The sequence below is a fragment of the Pseudarthrobacter oxydans genome (assembly GCF_030812335.1).
Taxonomy (GTDB): Bacteria; Actinomycetota; Actinomycetes; order Actinomycetales; family Micrococcaceae; genus Arthrobacter; species Arthrobacter oxydans_B.
In genome coordinates this window covers 110,685-130,344 of sequence record NZ_JAUSSN010000011.1, presented here as the reverse complement: position 1 = coordinate 130,344, position 19,660 = coordinate 110,685, and the positions used below count along the sequence as shown (strand labels likewise).

Sequence of the window (19,660 nt, the reverse complement as noted above, 5' to 3'; positions counted from 1 at the left end):
CTGAGAGACCCCGCCCCATGAGCCCCGAAGATGTCCTGCCCGATGCCCTGCTGGAGCGGATCCGCGGGCGTGCCGCCGGCTATGACCGGGACAACGCCTTCTTCCACGAGGACCTGACGGAGCTGGCGGCGGCCGGCTACCTGAAAATCTTCGTTCCGGCGTCCGACGGCGGCCTGGGACTCGGGCTCCAGGCGGCGGCGCAGCTGCAGCGGCGGCTGGCGACGGCGGCCCCTGCCACCGCACTGGCGATCAACATGCATCTGGTTTGGACCGGCGTCGCGCACGTCCTGGCCGCCCGGGGCGACTCGTCACTCGATTTTGTCCTCCGGGAGGCCGGGCAGGGTGAGATCTTCGCGTTCGGGAACTCGGAGGCCGGGAACGACGCGGTGCTCTTCGACTCCCGCACCACGGCCGTCCCGCAGGCCGGCGGCGGCTATGCCTTCACCGGCCGCAAGATCTTCACGAGCCTCTCGCCGGCATGGACCCGGCTGGGGATCTTCGGCAAGGACGCCTCTGCCGCGGACGGCGAAGGGCAGCTGGTCCATGGCTTCCTCACCCGGGAGAGCTCCGGGTACGAGATCCTGGCGGACTGGGACACCCTGGGCATGCGCGCCAGCCAGTCGAACACCACGGTCCTGGACGGCGCGGTGGTGCCGGCGGAGCGGATCTTCCGCACGCTGCCGGTCGGCCCGAACGCGGACCCGCTGATCTTCGCCATCTTCGCGTGCTTCGAGACGCTGCTGGCCGCGGTCTACACGGGCATCGGCGAACGGGCCCTGACCCTGGGCGTAGACGCGGTCAAGCGGCGGACGTCCTTCAAGAACGGCGGGCGCAGCTACGCCCAGGACCCCGACATCCGCTGGAAGGTGGCAGCCGCGGCCATGGCGATGGACGCGCTGTACCCGCAACTCTCGAGCGTTGCCACGGACGTCGACGCGCTGGCCGATCACGGCAGCCAGTGGTTCCCGAAACTGGTCGGGCTTAAAGTCAGCGCCACGGAGACGGCCCGCACGGTCGTGGACCTGGCCATCAGGGTATCCGGGGGATCGAGCTACTTCCGCGGTTCCGAGCTGGAACGGCTGTACCGTGACGTGCTCGCAGGAATGTTCCACCCCTCCGACGACGAATCGGCGCACAACACAGTGGCCAACGCGTGGCTGGGACCGCTCGAGACGCCCTAGACAGTCCGCTGGTCTCCAGGACCCTAGACGGTCCGCTGGACCTGGGTGACCCGGCGGCGGAGCCAGAAGCGGCGGCCGCCGCCTAAATACAGTACGCTGCGCTCCAGTTCCCACTTGCCGTACTCGGAGTGTTCCACCAGGAGGCGGCGCGCTTCCGGCAGGGAATCCTCAGGACTGACGGTCAGTACGAGGTACTCGTACTGCCTCACATAGTCCCGTTCCCGCCGGACTGAACTGCTGAGAAAATGTTCCTTCATTGCTCTCCATTTTCTTCCTTTTCCGGCTAACGTGAAGTCATGAGCATCGATCCGCGTGTCGCGCTTGAAGCCCTGACGGCTGCCCTGGAGGAACACCTCGCCGCTGCGTCAGCACGCCGGGGACCCGGGGACCCCGCGGTCGAGGCGGCGTTTTTTGCCGTTGCCGATGCCTTTGAAGTCTACGACGACTCCCTCTATGAAGCGTACGGCGAAGTGACAGGACTTGGGGTCCTGGATGACGACGGCGATGACGACGAGGAAGAAGACGTCGACGACGAGGAAGACCTCGAAATCCTGCAGTGACCTTGGATCCGGCAGTGACTCAGTCCGGCCGGGACGCCGCTCAGGCGGGTCTGGACACGTCCTCCAGGGCCTGGGCGATCTGCGGCGGAAGCGGTGCCAGCGTTGAATCCAGGATCTCCTTGAGCTGAACCGGCGTGCGCGGGCCCACAATCGCTGTCGCCACACCGTGCTGGGAGAGCAGCCAGCTCAAAGAGACGTCCAGGGCTGTCCGGCCCAGCCCCTTCGCCGCCATCGCCACGGCCTCCACCACACTGGAAGAGGTCCCCTCGAGGTACGGCTCGACATAGCCGGCCAGCCGCGCATGGGCTGCCCGTGAATCCGCCGGAATGTGCCCGCGGTACTTGCCGCTCAGCACCCCGCGCCCCACCGGCCCCCAGGCCATCAGGCCCAGGCCGGCGTCCTCGATGGCGGGAATGAGTTCAGCTTCGGGGGCGCGGTGCAGCAGGGAGTACTCCGACTGGTTCGCGACCAGCGGGAACCCCGCGACGGCTGCGGCCTTGGCCGTCTGCCAGCCGTTGAAGTTGGAGACCCCCGCATAGCGGGCCCGGCCCGAGCGGACGGCGAATTCGAGCGCGGACAGCGTCTCCTCCAGCGGGACGTTGGGGTCCCAGGCCTGGGCGAACCACAGGTCCACGTAGTCGGTGCCCAGCCGGGCGAGGCTCGCGTCCAGGCCGGAGAGCATCCCGTTCCGGGACGTGTCCACGCCGCGGCGGCCGTCCGACGTCGACAGACCGGCTTTCGTGGAGATGACCACTTCGGAGCGGGCAACAACGTCGCCCAGCATTCCGCCCAGCATCGCCTCGGCCTGGCCGTCGCTGTAGGACGCGGCCGTGTCGATCAGGGTGCCGCCGCCGTCCATAAAGGTGCGGAGCAGGGCCGAGGCATCCTGCTCATCGGTTTCCCGGGCCCAGGACATGGTGCCGAGGGAAAGAGAGGACACGCGCAACCCACTGTTGCCGACATAACGCTGCTGCATGTCAGCTAGCTTACGGGGGTTCGGACGCCTTCATGACGTAGGGTCTATCTACGTGAACTGGTTTGAAGCGGCCTTTCTGGGCCTTGTGCAGGGACTGACAGAATTCCTCCCGATTTCCTCAAGCGCCCATCTGCGGATCGTTGGCTCCTTCCTTCCCAACGCTGCCGACCCCGGGGCCGCCTTTACGGCAATCACCCAGCTGGGCACGGAAACCGCCGTCATCGTCTACTTCTGGCGGGACATTGTGCGGATCGTCACTGCCTGGGCCGGATCGCTGACCGGCAAAGTCCCGCGGCAGCACCCGGACGCCAGGATGGGCTGGCTGGTGATCCTGGGCAGCCTGCCGATCATCATCCTCGGCCTGCTGTTCCAGGACCAGATCGAGTCCGTGCTCCGCAGCCTCTGGATTGTCGCCACCATGCTGATTGTCTTCGGGATGATCCTCGCCGTCGCCGACGCCTTCGGACGCCAGGAACGCGAGCTGACCCAGCTGACCTACAAACACGGCATCCTCTACGGCCTGGCCCAGGCCATGGCCCTGATTCCCGGGGTCTCCCGCTCCGGCGGCACGATCACCGCCGGGCTGCTGATGGGCTACACCCGCGAAGCGGCGGCCCGCTACTCCTTCCTGCTGGCCATCCCGGCCGTGTTCGGCAGCGGCCTCTACCAGCTCTACAAGGTGGTCTCCGCGGACGGCATCACCGGCCCCTACAGCCTCCTGGAAACGGCGCTGGCCACCGCCGTCGCCTTTGTGGTGGGCTACATCATCATTGGCTGGTTCCTGAAGTACGTCTCCACCCATGGCTACCGGCTCTTCGTCTGGTACCGGATTCTCCTGGGCCTGGCCCTGTACCTGCTGCTCGGTTTCGGCGTCATCAGCGCCTAGCACTAGGCTTGGGCTGTGAAGTCTTGGATCTCCCGCCCCGTTCCCCAGCTCCCGGGCAGCATGCCTGCCCTGCGCCTCTTCGACACCGCCAAGGGCAGCGTCGTCACCCTCGGGGCAGCAGGCGAACAGTCGATGTATGTCTGCGGAATCACCCCGTATGACGCCACGCACATGGGCCACGCGGCCAGCTACGTCGCGTTCGACCTGCTCAACCGCGCCTGGCGCGACGGCCGCCAGCAGGTCTCCTACGTCCAGAACGTCACCGACGTCGACGACCCCCTGCTGGAACGCGCGACCGCCACCGGAGTGGACTGGCGCGACCTCGCCGCCAGCCAGATCAGGCTCTTCCAGACCGACATGGAAGCCCTGAACGTGCTGGCCCCGGACCACTACGTGGGCGCGGTGGAAGCCATCCCGCTGATCGTTCCCGCGATCGAACGCCTGGTCGAGCGGGGCCTGGCCTACCGGGTGGCCGGCACCGCCGGCGAGCCGGACGGCGACGTCTATTACGACGTCGAAGCGGCCGGCAAGCACTCCGCCGAGGCCACGGACGCCTGGACCCTGGGCGCCGTTTCCGGACTGTCCGACGCGGAGATGCTTGGGCTCTTCGCCGAACGCGGCGGCGACCCCGGCCGGGCCGGCAAACGCCAGGCTCTGGACCCGCTGCTCTGGCGGGTAGCCCGCGAAGGCGAACCGTACTGGCCCGGCGACGGGCTCGGGGAGGGCCGGCCCGGCTGGCACATCGAATGCACCGTCATCGCCCAGAAGTACCTGCCCGCCCCGTTCACCGTGCAGGGCGGCGGCTCGGACCTGATCTTCCCGCACCACGAAATGGGCGCCGGGCATGCCTACTCCCTAACCGGTGTGCCGCTGGCCCAACACTTCGCGCACGCCGGCATGGTGGGGCTCGACGGCGAGAAAATGAGCAAGTCCAAGGGAAACCTCGTACTGGTCTCCAAACTCCGCGCCGCCGGCGAGGACCCGGCCGCGATCCGGCTGGCCATCCTGGCCCACCACTACCGCAGCGACTGGTCCTGGACCGAGGCCGGCTTCGCCCAGGCCAAGGAACGGCTCCGCACCTGGCGGGCTGCCCTGGACGCGGCGCCCGAGGGCTCGGCCGCCGGGCTGGTGTCCCGGCTGCGTGCCGAGCTCTCGAACGATCTGAACGCCCCCGGGGCTGTCGCCGCCATGGATGAGTGGGCCGCGGCGGCCCTCCAGGGAGGGCAGGCCGGATCCGCCCCGGACGCCGCCCTGGCGGCCGATGCCATCAACGCCCTGCTGGGCGTCGAACTCTAGGGCTTGTCCTTGCCGCGGCGTTTGAGGTAGCGCTCGAACTCCCGGGCAATCGACTCGCCGCTGGCCTCCGGCAGGTCGGCGGTGTCTTTCGCTTCCTCCAGCTGGCGCACATACGCCGCGATCTCGGGGTCCTCGGTCGCCAGCTCGTCAACGCCGCGTTCCCAGGCATCGGACTCCTCGACGAGATCCTGGGTGTCGAGCGGAACCTGCAGGAGCTCCTCGATCCGGTGCAGCAGCGCGAGCTGTGCCTTGGGGGAGGGCGCCTGGGCCACGTAGTGCGGCACTGCGGCCCAGAGTGAGACCGTGGGCAGCCCGGCCAGCAGCGCCACCTCGGCGAGGACCCCCACGATCCCTACGGGACCCTCGTACTGTGAGGCCTCAAGGTCCATCCGCTCACGCAGCGCAGGGTCATCCGTCGACGTGCTCACCGGGATGGGCCGGCTGTGCGGCACGTCGGCGAGGAGGGCGCCGACGAGGATGACGTAGTCAACATGGAGTGCCTCGGCGTGGACCAGCAGTTCGGCCGTGTAGGCCCGCCACTTGTACGACGGCTCGGTGCCCTGGACGAAGATGACGTCCACGTTTGAGTCGGGAACGCTGGCCTTGAAGATGCGGGTGGAGGGCCACTTGATTTTCCGCTCACCGGAGGACGTGCGGCGGATCGTGGGCCGGGTGAACTGGAAGTCGTAGTACTCGTCGGCGTCGACCGAACCGACCTTCTTGCCGCCCCAGAGCTTGTTGAGGTAGCGCAAGGCATCGCTCGCAGCCTCCCCGGCGTCGTTCCAGCCCTCAAAGGCGGCGAGCATCACCGTGATGCGCCGGCCCTCGGCTACGGGCTGCAGCAGCCGTTCCGGCTCGGGCACGTCGCCCGTTTCCGCGGGGTCTACCTCGAAGCTATTCATCCCTTCACCCTACGTCCAAGGACCCGGCCCCCGCAGGGAATGAAGCGCCGGAAAACGGCAGTCCCCGGCTGATATTCGCCGTAGGCGTAGTATCAGGCCCCTCACAGGGCCGCCCCGTAGACTGGAAAACATGCAATCCTCAGCTCCCCAGCCCCTGCTCAAAGCCGCGCTCTGGGACATGGATGGCACCATCGTCGACACCGAGCCGTACTGGATCGAGGCCGAACACGCCCTGGTTGCCGCGCACGGCGGGCAGTGGTCCCATGAGAAGGCCATGCAGCTCGTGGGCCAGTCGCTGGTCTTCTCCGCGGGCATCCTGCAGGACGCCGGGGTGGCGCTGGAGCGCCGGGAGATCATCGACATCCTGACGGCCCACGTCATCAGCCAGGTCCGCGCCTCCGTGCCGTGGCGGCCCGGTGCCCGCGAACTGCTGGAGGAGCTCCACACCGCGGGGATCCGCTGCGCCCTGGTGACCATGTCCGAGGCCCCCCTGGCCCGGGAGATCGTGGCCAGTCTGCCCCGGCCCTACTTCGAATTCCTCATCACCGGGGACACCGTCACGCAGGGCAAACCACACCCCGAGGCCTACCTCACGGCGGTCGGGCTGCTGCAGGAACAGGACCCGGAACTCGGCCTGCATCACTGCATCGCGCTGGAGGACTCCGTGCCGGGCGTCGCGGCCGCCGTCGCCTCCGGCGTGCTGACCGTCGCCATCCCGCACATCGTGCCGCTGCCGCATGATCCGCGCCACGCCATGTGGGACACCCTGGCCGGGCGAACCGTGGCCGACCTCGAAGAGCTCGTCGCGCTGCGCCACGAATTCCCGGACGCTACCTTCGGCCTGGCCGGCGGCCTCAACGGCGTCCCCGGCGGCCGGCCGGAACACGTCGCGGCAAAGGTCCCGGTCCATGACTGACACCGACACCCGCGGCCGCAGCGGACAGGACCCGCAGAAGCAGGGCCGCAAGGAGGGAATCCCGCTGGGGCGCATCGCCGGCATCCCGGTGATCCTCGCGTACTCGTGGTTCATCATTGCCGCGTTCACGGTGATTGCGTTCGGGCCGGTCCTGCAGAGCGACTATCCCCGCCTCGGCGTCACCGCCTTCTTCGTCGCCTTCGCCTACGCGCTGCTGCTCCTGATCTCCGTGTTGGTCCACGAACTCGCGCATGCGCTGACCGCCAAGCTGTTCCACTGGCCCACGGAGAAAATTGTCCTCAACCTCTGGGGTGGCCACACCGAGTTCCAGAGCTTCACTGCCTCTCCCGGGCGTTCTGTCCTCGTCGCCATGGCCGGTCCCGCTGCGAACTTCGTCCTTGCGGGCGCAGGCTGGCTCCTGCGGACCGGGGGCGATCTGACCGGCGTCCCCGGGATCCTGACCAACATCTTCGTCTGGGCCAACCTGCTGATCGGCATCTTCAACGTCCTGCCGGGGCTGCCGCTGGACGGCGGCCGGCTCGTCGAATCCGCCGTCTGGAAACTGACCGGCAGCCAGGAAAAGGGCACCGTGGCGGCCGGCTGGGGCGGGCGGATCATCGTGATCGGCCTTGTGGCCTGGTTTGTGGTCCTGCCCTTGCTCAGCGGCGACCGGCCGGACATCTCCCTGATGCTCATCACCGTCCTCGTCGGCAGCTTCCTCTGGATGGGCGCCACCGCCTCCATCGAACAGGCCCGGCTGCGGAGCCGCCTGCCGCTCGTGGAAGCCGGCGCGCTGGCCGAACCGGCGGTGGGCCTCCCGGAAGGAGCGTCCGTGGCCGAAGTGCTGGCGCTGGCCCCGGATCCCACCACGGGGGCGGGTCCCGCCGTCGTGCTCTACCGTCAGGACGGGCGGCCGGCCGCCGTGGTGGACGCCGGGGCCGTCGCCACGGTCTCCGCGTCCGCCGCCGCCACCACGCCCCTCACGGCCGTGTCCTACGCCCTCGGGGAGGGTGCCTACGTCCCGGAGTGGTCCAAAGGGCAGGAACTGATCCAGTACCTGGCCCAACTCGACGGCCTGGAATACGCCGTAGTCGACCGCGACGGAACGGTGACGGGCCTGCTGCGCCAGTCCGCGGTCCTGGGCGCCCTGACGGGCAAGAATCCCGGGTCCGGCAAGCGGATGTTCGGGCAAAGCCGGTAGAGTTACCTGCCGGTCGTGTATTTCCGGCCTGGGCGCACCGCCCTGGGCGCGAGCAGCCGGACCGCCGGCGATTTCCGCGGCCACACAGCTTTACAGGAGCGAGGAACACTTTCATGAGCAGCGACACCGCCGCCAGCACCAGCCCCGACGACGCCGCAACCGCCGACGGCGTACCCGCCGAAGGTGTTGACAATAGTCCGGCCACGAGCACAGATGCCCCGGCGGTGGCCCCGGCACGTGCCCTCGACGCACCCGTGGGCGCGGCCCGCCGCCGCGGACCGTTCCGGGAGGGCGAGCGGGTGCAGCTCACCGACGAGCGCGGCCGCATGAACACCATCAGCCTCGAAGTCGGCGGGGCCTTCCACACGCACCGCGGCTTCCTGAACCACGACGAGATCATCGGCAAGCCGGACGGCTCCGTGGTGGTCAACAACGTCGGCCAGCAGTACCAGACGCTGCGCCCCCTGCTCTCGGACTTCGTCCTCTCGATGCCCCGCGGCGCAGCCGTCGTCTACCCCAAGGACGCCGGCCAGATCGTCACCATGGCAGACATCTTCCCCGGCGCACGCGTCGTGGAAGCCGGCGTCGGTTCCGGCGCCCTGTCCATCTCGCTGCTCCGCGCGGTCGGCGACAACGGCTACCTGCACTCCTTCGAGCGCCGGGAAGAATTCGCCGACATCGCCCGCGGCAACGTCGAGACGATCTTCGGCGGCCCGCACCCGGCCTGGCAGATTTCCATCGGGGATTTCCAGGAGGAAGTGGTCCGCACCGAGGAGCCCGGCTCCGTGGACCGCGTGGTCCTGGACATGCTGGCGCCCTGGGAGTGCCTCGACGCGGTTGCCACCGTGCTGGCCCCCGGCGGCGTGTGGATCAACTACGTCGCCACCGTGACACAGCTGTCCCGGACCGCGGAGGCCATCCGCGCCGACGGCCGCTTCACCGAGCCCGACGCCTGGGAATCCATGGTCCGCGGCTGGCACCTCGAAGGCCTGGCGGTCCGTCCGGACCACCGGATGGTCGCACACACCGGCTTCCTGCTCGTGACCCGCCGGCTGGCCGACGGCGTCACGGGAATCTCCGTGAAGCGTCGCCCGTCCAAGACAGACTTCAACGCGGAGGACGTCAACGCCTGGACGCCCGGCGCCGTGGGGGAGCGCGCCGTGTCGGACAAGAAGCTGCGCCGGGCGGCCCGCGACGCCATTGCCGGAACCAACGTCAAGGACGATCCTGATATTACGAAGTAGTCCGCATTTCGGAAGTCTTCAGCGGGGTCCGGCGTCTTGGGGCTAATGTCTTAATAGAAGCGTAGGAAGGGGCTGATGCACGATGGAGACTCCGAACACCGATCCGGGCCAGACGCCTGCAGAGGACGCGGCAGCATCCGCGGGGCAGGCGCACGCCAGCGAACTGTCCGTGGCCGAGCGGCAGGTCAATATCCTCCGGGACAAACTCCGGCACATTGACCGACAGCTCGCCGCCGCGACGCAGAACAACTCCAAGCTCGTGGGCATGCTGGAAACCGCGAAAGCGGAAATCCTCCGGCTCAAGAACGCCCTCGACCAGGAAGGCCAGCCGCCGTACAGCTTCGGCACCGTGCTGCAGCTGAACCCTCGACGCCATCCCTCCGCCGGCAACGGCGGTCAGGCCGCCACCGAGGAATCGGTCGACATTTTCAACGCCGGCCGGAAGATGCGGGTCGGGATCAGCCCGCTGGTCAACATGAACCAGCTGGCGGTCGGCCAGGAGGTCCTCCTCAACGAGGCGCTGATGGTGGTCGCCGGGCTCGGCTACGAACGGGCCGGGGACCTGGTCACGCTGAAGGAGATGCTGGGCACGGACCGTGCCCTGGTCGTCGGCCGGGCCGACGAGGAACGCGTCATCCGGCTCTCCGGCGCCCTGCTCTCGCAGAAGCTCCGGGTCGGCGACGCCCTCTCGATCGATTCCCGCACGGGCTACGCCCTCGAAAAGATCCCGCGGTCCGAGGTGGAGAACCTCGTCCTCGAGGAAGTGCCGGACATCACTTACCAGGACATCGGCGGGCTGGGGCCGCAGATCGAGCAGATCCGCGACGCCGTCGAACTGCCGTTCCTGCATCCGGACCTGTACCGCGAACACGGGCTCAAGGCCCCGAAAGGCATCCTGCTCTACGGCCCGCCGGGTTGCGGCAAGACGCTCATCGCCAAGGCGGTCGCCAACTCCCTCGCCGCCCGGGCCGCCGAACGCACCGGCAAAACGGACATGAAGAGCTACTTCCTGAACATCAAGGGACCGGAGCTGCTGGACAAGTATGTCGGCGAGACCGAACGGCACATCCGGCTGATCTTCGCCCGCGCCCGGGAGAAGGCCTCCGAGGGCAGCCCGGTCGTGGTGTTCTTCGACGAAATGGACTCGCTGTTCCGCACCCGCGGCACCGGCATCTCCTCCGACGTCGAAACGACCATCGTCCCGCAGCTGCTCAGCGAGATCGACGGCGTGGAGCGGCTCGACAACGTGATCGTGATCGGCGCCTCCAACCGTGAGGACATGATCGACCCGGCGATCCTGCGGCCCGGCCGCCTGGACGTCAAGGTCAAGATCCACCGCCCCGACGCGGAGGCCGCGGCGGACATCTTCAACAAATACATCACCGCCGACCTTCCCTTCCACGAGTCCGACCTCGCCGAGCACCACGGCGACGTGCAGGCCACCGTGGATGCGATGGTCCAGCGCACCGTCGAGGCGATGTACTCCACCGACAAGTCCAACGAATACCTCGAGGTCACCTACGCCAACGGCGACACCGAAATGCTCTACTTCAAGGACTTCAACTCCGGCGCCGTGGTGCAGAACGTCGTCGACCGGGCCAAGAAATACGCCATCAAGGACCTGCTCACCGTGGGCCAGAAGGGCATCCGGATCGACCACCTGCTGCGCGCCGTCGTCGACGAGTTCCGCGAGCACGAGGACATGCCCAACACCACCAACCCGGACGACTGGGCACGGATCTCGGGCAAGAAGGGCGAGCGCATCACGTACATCCGCACCATCGTCCAGGGCAAGGCCGGGCAGGAACCCGGCAAGTCCATCGAGACGATGCCGAGCACGGGCCAGTACCTGTGACGTCGGCTGTACCCGGCAGGCCGGCCGGCGTGTCCGGCGGACTGCCGGTCGGCGGCGCCATGCGGGTGATGGGCTCGGAGACCGAATACGGCATCCACGCCCCGTCCGCGCCCGGCGCCAACGCCACGATGATGTCCGCCCGCGTGATCCAGGCCTACGCCCAGGTGACCCGGCAGCGCGCCGCCGGCGGGGCCGAGACCCGCTGGGACTACACCGACGAGGAACCGCTGCATGACGCCCGCGGCTGGACGCTGGAGCGCAGCCAGGCCGAACCGGACCAGCTGACCGACCAGCCGCCCGTCCTCGACGCCGAGGCGGTCGCCCTGGCCTATGGCCGGCAGGAGCTGGAAGCCGACGGCGAGGACGAGTCCGGCACCCTGCTGATGAACATGGTGCTCGGCAACGGTGCCCGGCTGTACGTCGACCATGCCCACCCCGAGTACTCCAGCCCGGAGGTGACCAGCCCGCGCGACGTCGTCGCCTGGGATGCGGCCGGGGACCTCGTGGCCCTCGCAGCGGTGCGGCGGCTGGCCGCGGATCCCGAGCTGCCCCCGGTCAATCTTTACAAGAACAACACCGACAACAAGTCGGTCTCCTACGGCTCCCACGAGAACTACCTGATGCCGCGCGCGGTGCCGTTCGGCGACATCGTCCGCGGCCTGACCCCGTTCTTCGTCACCCGCCAGATTTTCTGCGGCGCCGGCCGGGTCGGCATGAAACAGGACGGCTCCCGCCCCGGCTACCAGATCAGCCAGCGGGCGGACTTTTTCGAGACCGAGGTCGGCCTCGAAACCACGATCCGCCGCCCCATCATCAACACCCGTGACGAACCGCACGCGACCGCGGACAAGTACCGGCGGCTGCACGTCATCATCGGCGACGCCAACCTCAGCCAGACCGCCAATTACCTGAAATTCGGCACGACGGCCCTGGTCCTGAGCCTGATCGAGGCCGGCCTGGCCCCGAAGCTCGAAGTCCACGAGCCGGTCGCCGCGCTGCAGGCCGTCAGCCATGACACCTCGCTCACTGCCACCCTTCGGCTGCTCGACGGGCGCCGGATCACCGCCCTGGACCTGCAGTGGATCTACTTTGAAGCGGCCGCGAAGCATGCCCAGGATACCGGCGTCGCCGATGCCGTGGACGGGGACGGCCACACCCACGACGTGCTCGAACGCTGGTCGGCGACACTGACCGAACTGGCCAACGACCGGGCCGCGGCCGCGTCCTCCGTGGAATGGCTCGCGAAACTCTCGCTGCTGGAGGGCTACCGGGACCGCGACGGACTCGAATGGGGCCACGCGCGACTGGGCCTCGTGGACCTCCAGTGGGCGGACATCCGGCCCGAAAAGGGGCTTTACTACCGCCTGCTGGCACGGGACCGGATGCGGCGGATCGTCGACGACGGCATGATCCAGCGGGCAGTCACCGAACCGCCGTCGGACACCCGGGCCTACTTCCGGGGACGCTGCGTCAGCCGCTTCGGGGCCGACGTGGTCGGCGCCAGCTGGGACTCCGTGATCTTCGATGTGCCGGGCCGCGGCAGGCTGCAGCGGGTCCCCACCCGGGAACCGCTGCGCGGAACCGAGGCCCTCACCGGGGGCCTCTTCGCCCGGCACCGGGAGGCCGGACCGTTCCTGTCCGAGCTGCTCGGACTCCCTCCCGGTTCCTAGTGCCAAAGAGTCCCCGCAGGGGCTCCGGGCGTGGCAATATGGCTTACATGAAGTCCCTTGCAAAGCGGGGACGGACAGAAGGAGAGAACAATGGCAGGCCAGGAGCAGCAGCAGCCGCAGTCGCGGGACACCGAAGTCGACGAAGACGTTCCCGCCGCCCCGCCGGCCCCCGCGGAGGGCCAGGCGTCAGCCGCCACCCAGGGCGTCGACGATCTGCTCGATGAAATCGACGGTGTGCTGGAGTCCAACGCCGAGGAGTTCGTCCGGGCGTTTGTCCAAAAGGGCGGCCAGTAGCGCACCGCCCGGACCGCGGCGGCCCAGGGGTTGCGCCGGCACAGGGCTGAGGGCCGGAAGTCGTTGATTCACTACGTTGAGGGAGTGCACCAGTGCAGGAAACCACCGCCAACCAAGTAGCAGCCAACGCCACGTCCTCCTTCACCGAACATCTGCAGCGCCAGCGCCCCGACTTACTGCCTTTCGGCCAACTGCCTTTCGGCCAGCAGCCGTCCGCCCAGCAGTTCCCGGCAGGGAACGCCGCCACGCCCCTGCAGGCGCCGCACGGGACCACCATCGTCGCGCTGACCTACGCCGGAGGGGTGTTGATGGCGGGTGACCGCCGCGCCACGATGGGCAACGTCATCGCCAGCCGGCACATCGAGAAGGTGTTCCCCGCGGACCAGTATTCCGTGCTCGGCATTGCCGGCACCGCGGGGATCGCCCTCGACATCACCCGGCTCTTCCAGGTCGAACTCGAACACTACGAGAAGATCGAAGGGACACTCCTGAGCCTCGACGGCAAAGCCAACCGGCTCGGGGCGATGGTCCGCAGCAACCTGCCCATGGCGATGCAGGGCCTCGCCGTCGTTCCGCTGTTTGCCGGCTTCGACCGTCCCGCGGGTATGGGCCGGCTCTTCTCCTACGACGTCACCGGCGGCCGGTACGAGGAGCAGGAACACCACACCGTCGGTTCCGGCTCGATGTTCGCCCGCGGCGCGCTCAAGAAACTCTGGCGGCCCAACCTCCCCGAGCGCGACGCCGTCTCCGTCGCCGTCGAAGCGCTCTACGACGCCGCCGACGACGACTCCGCCACTGGCGGCCCCGACCCCGTCCGGCAGCTCTGGCCGGTGGTCTACGTGGTCAACCGAACAGGTGCCTTCCGGGTTCCGGAACGCGAACTCGCGGCAATGGCCGGCGCCATCATCGAGTCCCGGGCCGTGGCCCAGCGGGAGGCCTGAGATGACCCAGCAGTTTTACGTATCGCCCGAACAACTGATGAAGGACCGCGCGGATTTCGCGCGGAAAGGCATCGCCCGCGGGCGCTCCGTGGTAGTCGTCAGCTGCCGCGACGGGATTGCCCTCGTGGCCGAAAACCCCTCGCCGTCACTGCACAAGATCGGCGAAATCTACGACAAGATCGCGTTCGCGGCCGTGGGCAAATACAACGAATTCGAGAGCCTCCGGCAGGCCGGAGTCCGGTACGCGGATGTCCGCGGCTACTCCTATGACCGGGAGGACGTCACCGCCAGGGGCCTGGCCAGCGTCTACGCGCAGAGCCTCGGGGCGGTGTTCACCGCGGAACAAAAACCCTTCGAAGTCGAATTGGCCGTGGCCGAGGTCGGGTCCTCCCCGGACGAGGACCACCTGTACCGGCTGACCTTCGACGGGTCGATCGCCGACGAGAAGGGCTTCATCGTGATGGGCGGCCAGGCGGACAAGGTCTCCGAGGCCGTCGCGGCAGGCTGGCAGGGCGCACTGGACTTCGCCGGCGCCATCAGGCTTGCCCTGGCCGGCCTCGTTGCGGACAAGGAAACCACCACGCTGCCCCCCTCGGCCGTGGAGGTGGCGGTGCTGGACCGCGGCTCGGAAAGCAGCCGCGGCACCCGCCGGGCGTTCCGCCGGCTTGAGGACGCAGATATCACGGCATTGCTCGCTGAGGAGAACTGAGATGGACAAGCGCATTTTCGGCATTGAGACCGAGTTCGGGATTTCCTACTCAAGCCCGGAGTCACGCCCGCTGGCCCCCGAAGAGGTGGCCCGCTACCTGTTCCGCAAGGTGGTCAGCTGGGGGAGGTCCTCCAACGTCTTCCTGACCAACGGCTCCAGGCTCTACCTCGACGTCGGGTCCCACCCGGAGTACGCGACCGCGGAATGCGACGACCTCGCCCAGCTGATCGCGCACGACAAAGCCGGAGAACTCATCCTGGACGACCTCGTGGACGAGGCGCAGGAACGCCTGGCGGCGGAAGGCTTCAACGGCACCGTGTACCTGTTCAAGAACAACACCGACTCCGCCGGGAACTCCTACGGCAGCCACGAGAACTACCTCATCCCGCGGCGCGGCGAATTCTCCCGGCTGGCCGAAATCCTGATTCCGTTTCTCGTGACCCGGCAGCTGATCGCCGGGGCCGGGAAGATCCTCAAGACCCCGCACGGGGCCACGTTCGCGTTCTCCCAGCGCGCCGACCACATCTGGGAGGGCGTCTCCTCCGCCACCACCAGGTCCCGCCCGATCATCAACACCCGCGATGAGCCGCACGCCGACGCTGAGTTCTACCGCCGGCTGCACGTGATCGTTGGCGACTCCAACATGTCCGAAACCACGGCGCTGCTCAAGGTCGGGACCGTGGACCTGATCCTGCGGATGATCGAAGCCGGGGTCATCATGCGTGACATGCGGATGGAGAACCCGATCCGCAGCATCCGGGAAATCTCCCATGACCTCAGCGGCCGCGCGCTGGTCCGGCTCGCCAACGGCCGGCAGCTCACCGCCCTGGAAATCCAGCGCGAATACCTGGGCAAGGTCACGGCCTTCGTCGCGGAACAGGGCGCCCATAACCCCCACGTACCGCTGATCCTGGACCTCTGGGAACGCACCCTCGATGCGATCGAGAGCGGCGACACGAGCAAGATCGACACCGAAGTGGACTGGGCGATCAAGAAAAAGCTCATGGACAACTACCGCGCACGGCATAACCTGGGCCTCGACGCGCCCCGGATTGCCCAGCTGGACCTGACCTACCACGACATCTCCCGAACCCGCGGACTCTACTACCTGCTCCAGTCCCGCGGTGCCGTGCGCCGCGTGGTCGATGACACTGCGGTCAAGGATGCGGTGGACGCCCCGCCGCAGACCACCCGCGCCAAGCTCCGCGGCGACTTCGTCAGGCGGGCGCAGGAACTGGGCCGCGACTACACCGTGGACTGGGTGCACCTGAAGCTCAACGACCGTGCCCACCAGACCCTTCTCTGCAAGGACCCGTTCCGCAGTGTGGACGAGCGGGTGGATGCCCTGCTGAACTCTATGGGCTGATACCCAGCTTTCCACGTTATTCTGGAGGGGTTGCCGTTCGCGGCCAACGCTTGCTTTGCCGCTGGCACTTGCCGGGGCGAGGCGTCCATCCTGCCCCGACGAAAGTTCTTAAGTGCGCCGACTACTTGCAATTCTTCTTCCCGGACTGCTGCTGCTGACCGCCTGCGGCGGCGGAGAACCAGCCGCCCCGGAAGCCACCAGCCAGTCCGCCGGCGAGACCGCCAAGCTGGACTCCCTCAAGCTGACGGAGAACGGCGACAAGAAGGCACCCGGTGTTGAATTCACCAAGCCCCTTGAGGTCACGGAACCCACCGTCAAGGTGGTCAAGGACGGCGACGGCGACCGGGTCAAGGCCAACCAGATCGCATCAATCTCCATCGTTGCCTTGAGCGGCAAGGACGGCTCCACCCTGGAGGACACCTTCCCGGGGGAGCCGGAGGAACTCGAACTCACCGACGACCTCAAGTCCGAAAGCCCCGTCATCTACAACGCCTTCGTAGGCGCTAAGATCGGCACCCACCTCGCCCTCGCCGTTCCCGGCGCGGCAGCCGCTGAAGGCGCCGAGGCTCAGCCCACCCAGCTCCTCGTCGTCAAGGTGCTCTCCACCAAGGACGCACCCAAGGTCCTGGACAAGCCCGAAGGCGAAACGGTCACTCCGCCGGCCGGCCTGCCGACCGTCAAGGACAACGACAAGGGCATCCCGGAGATCTCCGTGGAAGGCGTCGCCGCCCCGACCGCCCTCGTCTCCCAGGACCTCATCAAGGGCACCGGCCCCGAGGTCAAGGAAACCGACACCCTCACCGTGAACTACGTCGGTGTGGCACTGGAAGGCGGCACGGTCTTCGACTCCAGCTTCGACCGCGGCGAGAAGGCCACCTTCCCGCTCACCGGCGTCATCAAGGGCTGGACCCAGGGCCTGACCGGCAAGACGGTCGGCTCCCGTGTCCTCCTGGTCATCCCCAAGGACCTCGCGTACCCCGATGCCACTGCTGACAGTGGCCAGCCTGTCGGCGACCTCGTCTTCGTCGTCGACATCCTCGGCGTCAAGTAACCACCACACCCGCAGCACCCCAAGCCACGCTAGAAGGAGCAACCATGTCATTTGGACAGCGCAACATTGACCGCCAGAAGCCGGAAATTGACTTCCCGGAGGGTCCCGTGCCCACCGACCTGGTCATCACCGACCTCATCGAGGGCGACGGCGCCGAAGCCAAGGCCGGCGACACCGTCTCCACCCACTACGTCGGCGTGGCCTGGTCCACCGGCGAAGAGTTCGACGCCTCCTGGGGCCGCGGCGCACCGCTCGACTTCCGCGTCGGCGTCGGCCAGGTCATCCAGGGCTGGGACCAGGGCCTGCTGGGCATGAAGGTCGGCGGCCGCCGCCGGCTCGAAATCCCCTCCGAACTGGCCTACGGCCCGCGCGGCGCCGGCGGAGCGATCGGCCCGAACGAGGCCCTGATCTTCGTCGTCGACCTCGTCGCCGTCCGCTAGTCCCCACCGGCTCCCTCAGCGGAACCACCGGCGGCCGTCCTGACCGGACGGCGTCCTGCTTGACGAGGCGCGGTAACAATCGGAAAAGTTCTTCCGGCTGTTGCCGCGCTTTTGTCAGTTTCGGGCGGGGACTTTAGTACCCTTGCGGGGTGTCAGCCTCCCGTACCGAACGCCTCCTGAACCTGCTCATCGCCCTGCTCAACACCACCTACGGCCTGCGCCGCAGTGAACTGCGCGAGAAGGTCTACCACGACACCAGCAGCACCGACGTCGCCTTCGGCCGGATGTTCGAACGCGACAAGGGCGAGCTGCGGCGGTTCGGCTTCGATGTCGAGACCGTCACGGACAAGGGCTGGGGTTCCGATGATCCGGCCACCACCCGCTACCGGATCGGCAAGGACTCCAACCGGCTTCCGGACGTCAGCCTCACCCCGGCAGAGTGCACCGTGCTTATGCTCGCGGCTCAGCTCTGGGAACACGCCGCGCTGGGCTCCGCAGCGCTCAACGCTGTACGCAAGCTGCAGGCCTCCGGCGGCCTGGTCGACGCCGAACTCCCCGCCGGTGTCCAGCCGCGGATCCGGCCCGCGGGGCAGGCGTTCGAGGACCTCGTCGCGGCCATGCACGCCCAGCACCCTGTCAGCTTCCGCTACCTCGCCGGCAGCACCGGCAAGGAAGAGGAGCGGCTCGTGGAACCCTGGGGACTCGGCAACCGCTTCGGCCAGTGGTACCTCGTGGCCCACGACCGGGCCCGGGGGGACAAGCGCTTCTTCCGCCTCTCCCGCGTCACGTCCGCCGTGACCGTCCTGGAGAAGGAAAGTTTCACGCCGCCGTCGGACTTCAACGTGCGCGCCGAGCTGGCCGGGCTCGCGGAGCTGCCGGTCCGGTCAGCCGCCGTCGATGTCCGGCCCGGCAGGCTGCGCGGACTCCGTAAACGTGCCCTCCCCGTCCCCGCGGCCGACACCGGCGCCGGGCTGCCCGCCACGGGCCGGGACCGCCTCAGCGTGCCGTTCCGGGACGTCGAGACGCTCGCCGAGGAACTCGCCTCCTACGGACCCCTGGCCGTCGCGGTGTCCCCGCCCGAACTCGTCAGCTCCGTGCGGCGACGCCTGGCCGCCGCGGCCGACTTCGCCGCAGCGCCCGTCCCGCCGATCGCCTTCCCGGCGGACTCCTCGGCGGCCTCCTCCCCGGGGAAACCCCGGCACGGCCGCAAACGCACGTCCGAGGACCAGCTGACCCGGATGCTCCAGCTGGTGCCGTTCTTGGTGCACAACCAGGGCCTGCACATCAGCGACGTGGCGCAGAAGTTCGGGATCACCCGCAAGGAGCTGGAAGCGGACCTGCGGATCCTGATCTGCTCCGGCCTGCCCGAGGGCTACCCGGACGACCTGCTGGACATCCAGTGGGACGATGACCACGTCACCATCACCGAGCACCTCGACCTGAACCGGCCCGTCCGCTTCACCGTGGAGGAGGCCTGCGCCCTGCTGACCGGGCTGGAGACGCTCAACGGCCTGCCCGAGCTGGCCGCGGGCAGCGCCCTGGAATCCGTCACGCTCAAGCTCATGGCAGCGGCGGGGGAGGAGGGCCTCAAAGCGGCCGCCCTCTCCGGCCCCGAGGTGGGGCCCGGGAACTCCGCAGCGCTGGAAACGGCGCGCGAAGCCATCCGGGCCGGCGTCCAGCTGCGGCTGCGCTACTTCTCGCCGCTGCGGGACACGGTCTCCGAACGAAACATCGATCCGCTGCGGCTCTACTCGCTGGACAACACCTGGTACCTCGAGGCCTACTGCCATTCCGCGCTGGGGCTGCGCAACTTCCGGCTGGACCGGATCGAAGCCCTGGAAAGCACCGGCCTGCCCGTCTCGGAGACGGCGGCGCCGGGCAGCAGTTTCCCCGTCAAACTCTTCACCCCGAACGACGACGACACCGTGGTGGTGGTTGAACTCACCCGCCGCGGCATCGGCCTGGCCGATGAGTACTACGCGGAGCGGACCGCGGAACTTCCCGGCGGCGGGCTGCTCGCCGAAATCCGCTTCGGCAGCACCGGCTGGCTGCCGATGTTCGTGGCCCAGCACGGCGGGGCGGCCCGGATCCTGCAGCCCGAAGAGCTGGCGGAGGCATCCCGCGAGTGGCTGGCCGCCGGCCTGGCCAATTATGAAGACTAGCCAGTGCGGC

Annotated in this window: 19 protein-coding genes; 16 read left to right on the top strand and 3 right to left on the bottom strand. The window is 68.2% G+C overall.

Going from position 1 to position 19,660, the window contains the following annotated elements; translation table 11 throughout:
* Positions 1-17: 17 nt before the first annotated feature.
* Entirely contained in the window at positions 18-1,181 is a 1,164-nt protein-coding gene (locus J2W14_RS17620) for an acyl-CoA dehydrogenase family protein (RefSeq protein ID WP_307464901.1), read from the top strand.
* Between the two features lie 23 nt (positions 1,182-1,204).
* On the opposite strand, the gene J2W14_RS17615 is transcribed toward J2W14_RS17620, so the two are convergent.
* Positions 1,205-1,438, bottom strand: coding sequence for a DUF5703 family protein (locus J2W14_RS17615; RefSeq protein ID WP_307464900.1), 234 nt, complete (start codon positions 1,436-1,438; stop codon positions 1,205-1,207).
* A gap of 39 nt (positions 1,439-1,477) precedes the next feature.
* Between J2W14_RS17615 and J2W14_RS17610 the strand changes: the two genes are divergently transcribed.
* Positions 1,478-1,741, top strand: coding sequence for a hypothetical protein (locus tag J2W14_RS17610; RefSeq protein ID WP_307464899.1), 264 nt, complete (start codon positions 1,478-1,480; stop codon positions 1,739-1,741).
* 40 nt (positions 1,742-1,781) lie between these two features.
* Here the strand turns inward: J2W14_RS17610 and J2W14_RS17605 are convergent, their stop codons facing one another.
* A complete protein-coding gene (locus J2W14_RS17605) occupies positions 1,782-2,717 on the bottom strand; it encodes an aldo/keto reductase (protein ID WP_307464897.1) in 936 nt (311 codons plus the stop codon).
* Positions 2,718-2,769: 52 nt separating this feature from the next.
* On the opposite strand from J2W14_RS17605, the gene J2W14_RS17600 reads away from it, so the two are divergent.
* On the top strand, positions 2,770-3,603 hold the full coding sequence (locus J2W14_RS17600; RefSeq protein WP_307464894.1) for an undecaprenyl-diphosphate phosphatase: 834 nt from the start codon (positions 2,770-2,772) through the stop codon (positions 3,601-3,603).
* Positions 3,604-3,618: 15 nt separating this feature from the next.
* Positions 3,619-4,899, top strand: coding sequence for a cysteine--1-D-myo-inosityl 2-amino-2-deoxy-alpha-D-glucopyranoside ligase (gene mshC / locus J2W14_RS17595; RefSeq protein ID WP_307464892.1), 1,281 nt, complete (start codon positions 3,619-3,621; stop codon positions 4,897-4,899).
* On the opposite strand, the gene J2W14_RS17590 is transcribed toward mshC, so the two are convergent.
* Positions 4,896-5,801: a PAC2 family protein gene (locus tag J2W14_RS17590; protein WP_307464890.1), complete on the bottom strand. Its 906-nt coding sequence runs from the start codon at positions 5,799-5,801 to the stop codon at positions 4,896-4,898. The genes mshC and J2W14_RS17590 overlap by 4 nt on opposite strands.
* 130 nt (positions 5,802-5,931) lie before the next feature.
* Here J2W14_RS17590 and J2W14_RS17585 point away from each other — a divergent pair, with 130 nt between their 5' ends.
* The 12 genes from J2W14_RS17585 to J2W14_RS17530 all read left to right on the top strand — a co-directional run bounded on the left by J2W14_RS17585 (position 5,932) and on the right by J2W14_RS17530 (position 19,650).
* The gene (locus J2W14_RS17585; protein ID WP_307464889.1) at positions 5,932-6,717 is read left to right on the top strand and encodes an HAD family hydrolase; all 786 of its coding nucleotides are present in this window, start codon (positions 5,932-5,934) and stop codon (positions 6,715-6,717) included.
* Positions 6,710-7,918: a site-2 protease family protein gene (locus J2W14_RS17580; RefSeq protein ID WP_307464888.1), complete on the top strand. Its 1,209-nt coding sequence runs from the start codon at positions 6,710-6,712 to the stop codon at positions 7,916-7,918. The genes J2W14_RS17585 and J2W14_RS17580 overlap by 8 nt, the downstream gene beginning before the upstream one ends.
* Positions 7,919-8,031: 113 nt before the next feature.
* Positions 8,032-9,162, top strand: a complete 1,131-nt coding sequence (locus J2W14_RS17575) for a tRNA (adenine-N1)-methyltransferase (RefSeq protein WP_307464886.1) — start codon at positions 8,032-8,034, stop codon at positions 9,160-9,162.
* Between the two features lie 82 nt (positions 9,163-9,244).
* Positions 9,245-11,017, top strand: coding sequence for a proteasome ATPase (gene arc, locus J2W14_RS17570; RefSeq protein WP_307464884.1), 1,773 nt, complete (start codon positions 9,245-9,247; stop codon positions 11,015-11,017).
* 59 nt (positions 11,018-11,076) lie between these two features.
* Complete coding sequence (gene dop / locus J2W14_RS17565; RefSeq protein ID WP_307465003.1) at positions 11,077-12,687, top strand: depupylase/deamidase Dop; 1,611 nt, start codon at positions 11,077-11,079, stop codon at positions 12,685-12,687.
* A gap of 90 nt (positions 12,688-12,777) precedes the next feature.
* Positions 12,778-12,981 (top strand): ubiquitin-like protein Pup, encoded by a 204-nt coding sequence (locus J2W14_RS17560; RefSeq protein ID WP_024365265.1) that lies wholly within the window; start codon positions 12,778-12,780, stop codon positions 12,979-12,981.
* A 92-nt stretch (positions 12,982-13,073) separates the two neighbouring features.
* Positions 13,074-13,922 carry a proteasome subunit beta gene (gene prcB, locus J2W14_RS17555; RefSeq protein ID WP_307464881.1) on the top strand — a complete coding sequence of 283 codons (849 nt, stop codon included), beginning with the start codon at positions 13,074-13,076 and terminating at the stop codon, positions 13,920-13,922.
* Position 13,923: 1 nt separating this feature from the next.
* A complete protein-coding gene (prcA, locus tag J2W14_RS17550; RefSeq protein ID WP_307464878.1) occupies positions 13,924-14,631 on the top strand; it encodes a proteasome subunit alpha in 708 nt (235 codons plus the stop codon).
* A 1-nt stretch (position 14,632) separates the two neighbouring features.
* Complete coding sequence (gene pafA, locus J2W14_RS17545; protein WP_307464876.1) at positions 14,633-15,997, top strand: Pup--protein ligase; 1,365 nt, start codon at positions 14,633-14,635, stop codon at positions 15,995-15,997.
* Between the two features lie 112 nt (positions 15,998-16,109).
* Positions 16,110-17,048: an FKBP-type peptidyl-prolyl cis-trans isomerase gene (locus J2W14_RS17540; protein WP_307464875.1), complete on the top strand. Its 939-nt coding sequence runs from the start codon at positions 16,110-16,112 to the stop codon at positions 17,046-17,048.
* 44 nt (positions 17,049-17,092) lie between these two features.
* The gene (locus J2W14_RS17535) at positions 17,093-17,488 is read left to right on the top strand and encodes an FKBP-type peptidyl-prolyl cis-trans isomerase (protein WP_307464873.1); all 396 of its coding nucleotides are present in this window, start codon (positions 17,093-17,095) and stop codon (positions 17,486-17,488) included.
* 149 nt (positions 17,489-17,637) lie between these two features.
* A complete protein-coding gene (locus J2W14_RS17530; RefSeq protein ID WP_307464872.1) occupies positions 17,638-19,650 on the top strand; it encodes a helix-turn-helix transcriptional regulator in 2,013 nt (670 codons plus the stop codon).
* Positions 19,651-19,660: the final 10 nt, after the last annotated feature.

Coding starts and splice junctions, on each gene's coding strand:
- J2W14_RS17620 (WP_307464901.1), top strand. CDS start 18: ATGAGCCCCGAAGATGTCCTGCCCGATGCCCTGCTGGAGCGGATCCGC.
- J2W14_RS17615 (WP_307464900.1), bottom strand. CDS start 1,438: ATGAAGGAACATTTTCTCAGCAGTTCAGTCCGGCGGGAACGGGACTAT.
- J2W14_RS17610 (WP_307464899.1), top strand. CDS start 1,478: ATGAGCATCGATCCGCGTGTCGCGCTTGAAGCCCTGACGGCTGCCCTG.
- J2W14_RS17605 (WP_307464897.1), bottom strand. CDS start 2,717: ATGCAGCAGCGTTATGTCGGCAACAGTGGGTTGCGCGTGTCCTCTCTT.
- J2W14_RS17590 (WP_307464890.1), bottom strand. CDS start 5,801: ATGAATAGCTTCGAGGTAGACCCCGCGGAAACGGGCGACGTGCCCGAG.
- J2W14_RS17585 (WP_307464889.1), top strand. CDS start 5,932: ATGCAATCCTCAGCTCCCCAGCCCCTGCTCAAAGCCGCGCTCTGGGAC.
- J2W14_RS17580 (WP_307464888.1), top strand. CDS start 6,710: ATGACTGACACCGACACCCGCGGCCGCAGCGGACAGGACCCGCAGAAG.
- J2W14_RS17575 (WP_307464886.1), top strand. CDS start 8,032: ATGAGCAGCGACACCGCCGCCAGCACCAGCCCCGACGACGCCGCAACC.
- arc (WP_307464884.1), top strand. CDS start 9,245: ATGGAGACTCCGAACACCGATCCGGGCCAGACGCCTGCAGAGGACGCG.
- dop (WP_307465003.1), top strand. CDS start 11,077: ATGCGGGTGATGGGCTCGGAGACCGAATACGGCATCCACGCCCCGTCC.
- J2W14_RS17560 (WP_024365265.1), top strand. CDS start 12,778: ATGGCAGGCCAGGAGCAGCAGCAGCCGCAGTCGCGGGACACCGAAGTC.
- prcA (WP_307464878.1), top strand. CDS start 13,924: ATGACCCAGCAGTTTTACGTATCGCCCGAACAACTGATGAAGGACCGC.
- pafA (WP_307464876.1), top strand. CDS start 14,633: ATGGACAAGCGCATTTTCGGCATTGAGACCGAGTTCGGGATTTCCTAC.
- J2W14_RS17535 (WP_307464873.1), top strand. CDS start 17,093: ATGTCATTTGGACAGCGCAACATTGACCGCCAGAAGCCGGAAATTGAC.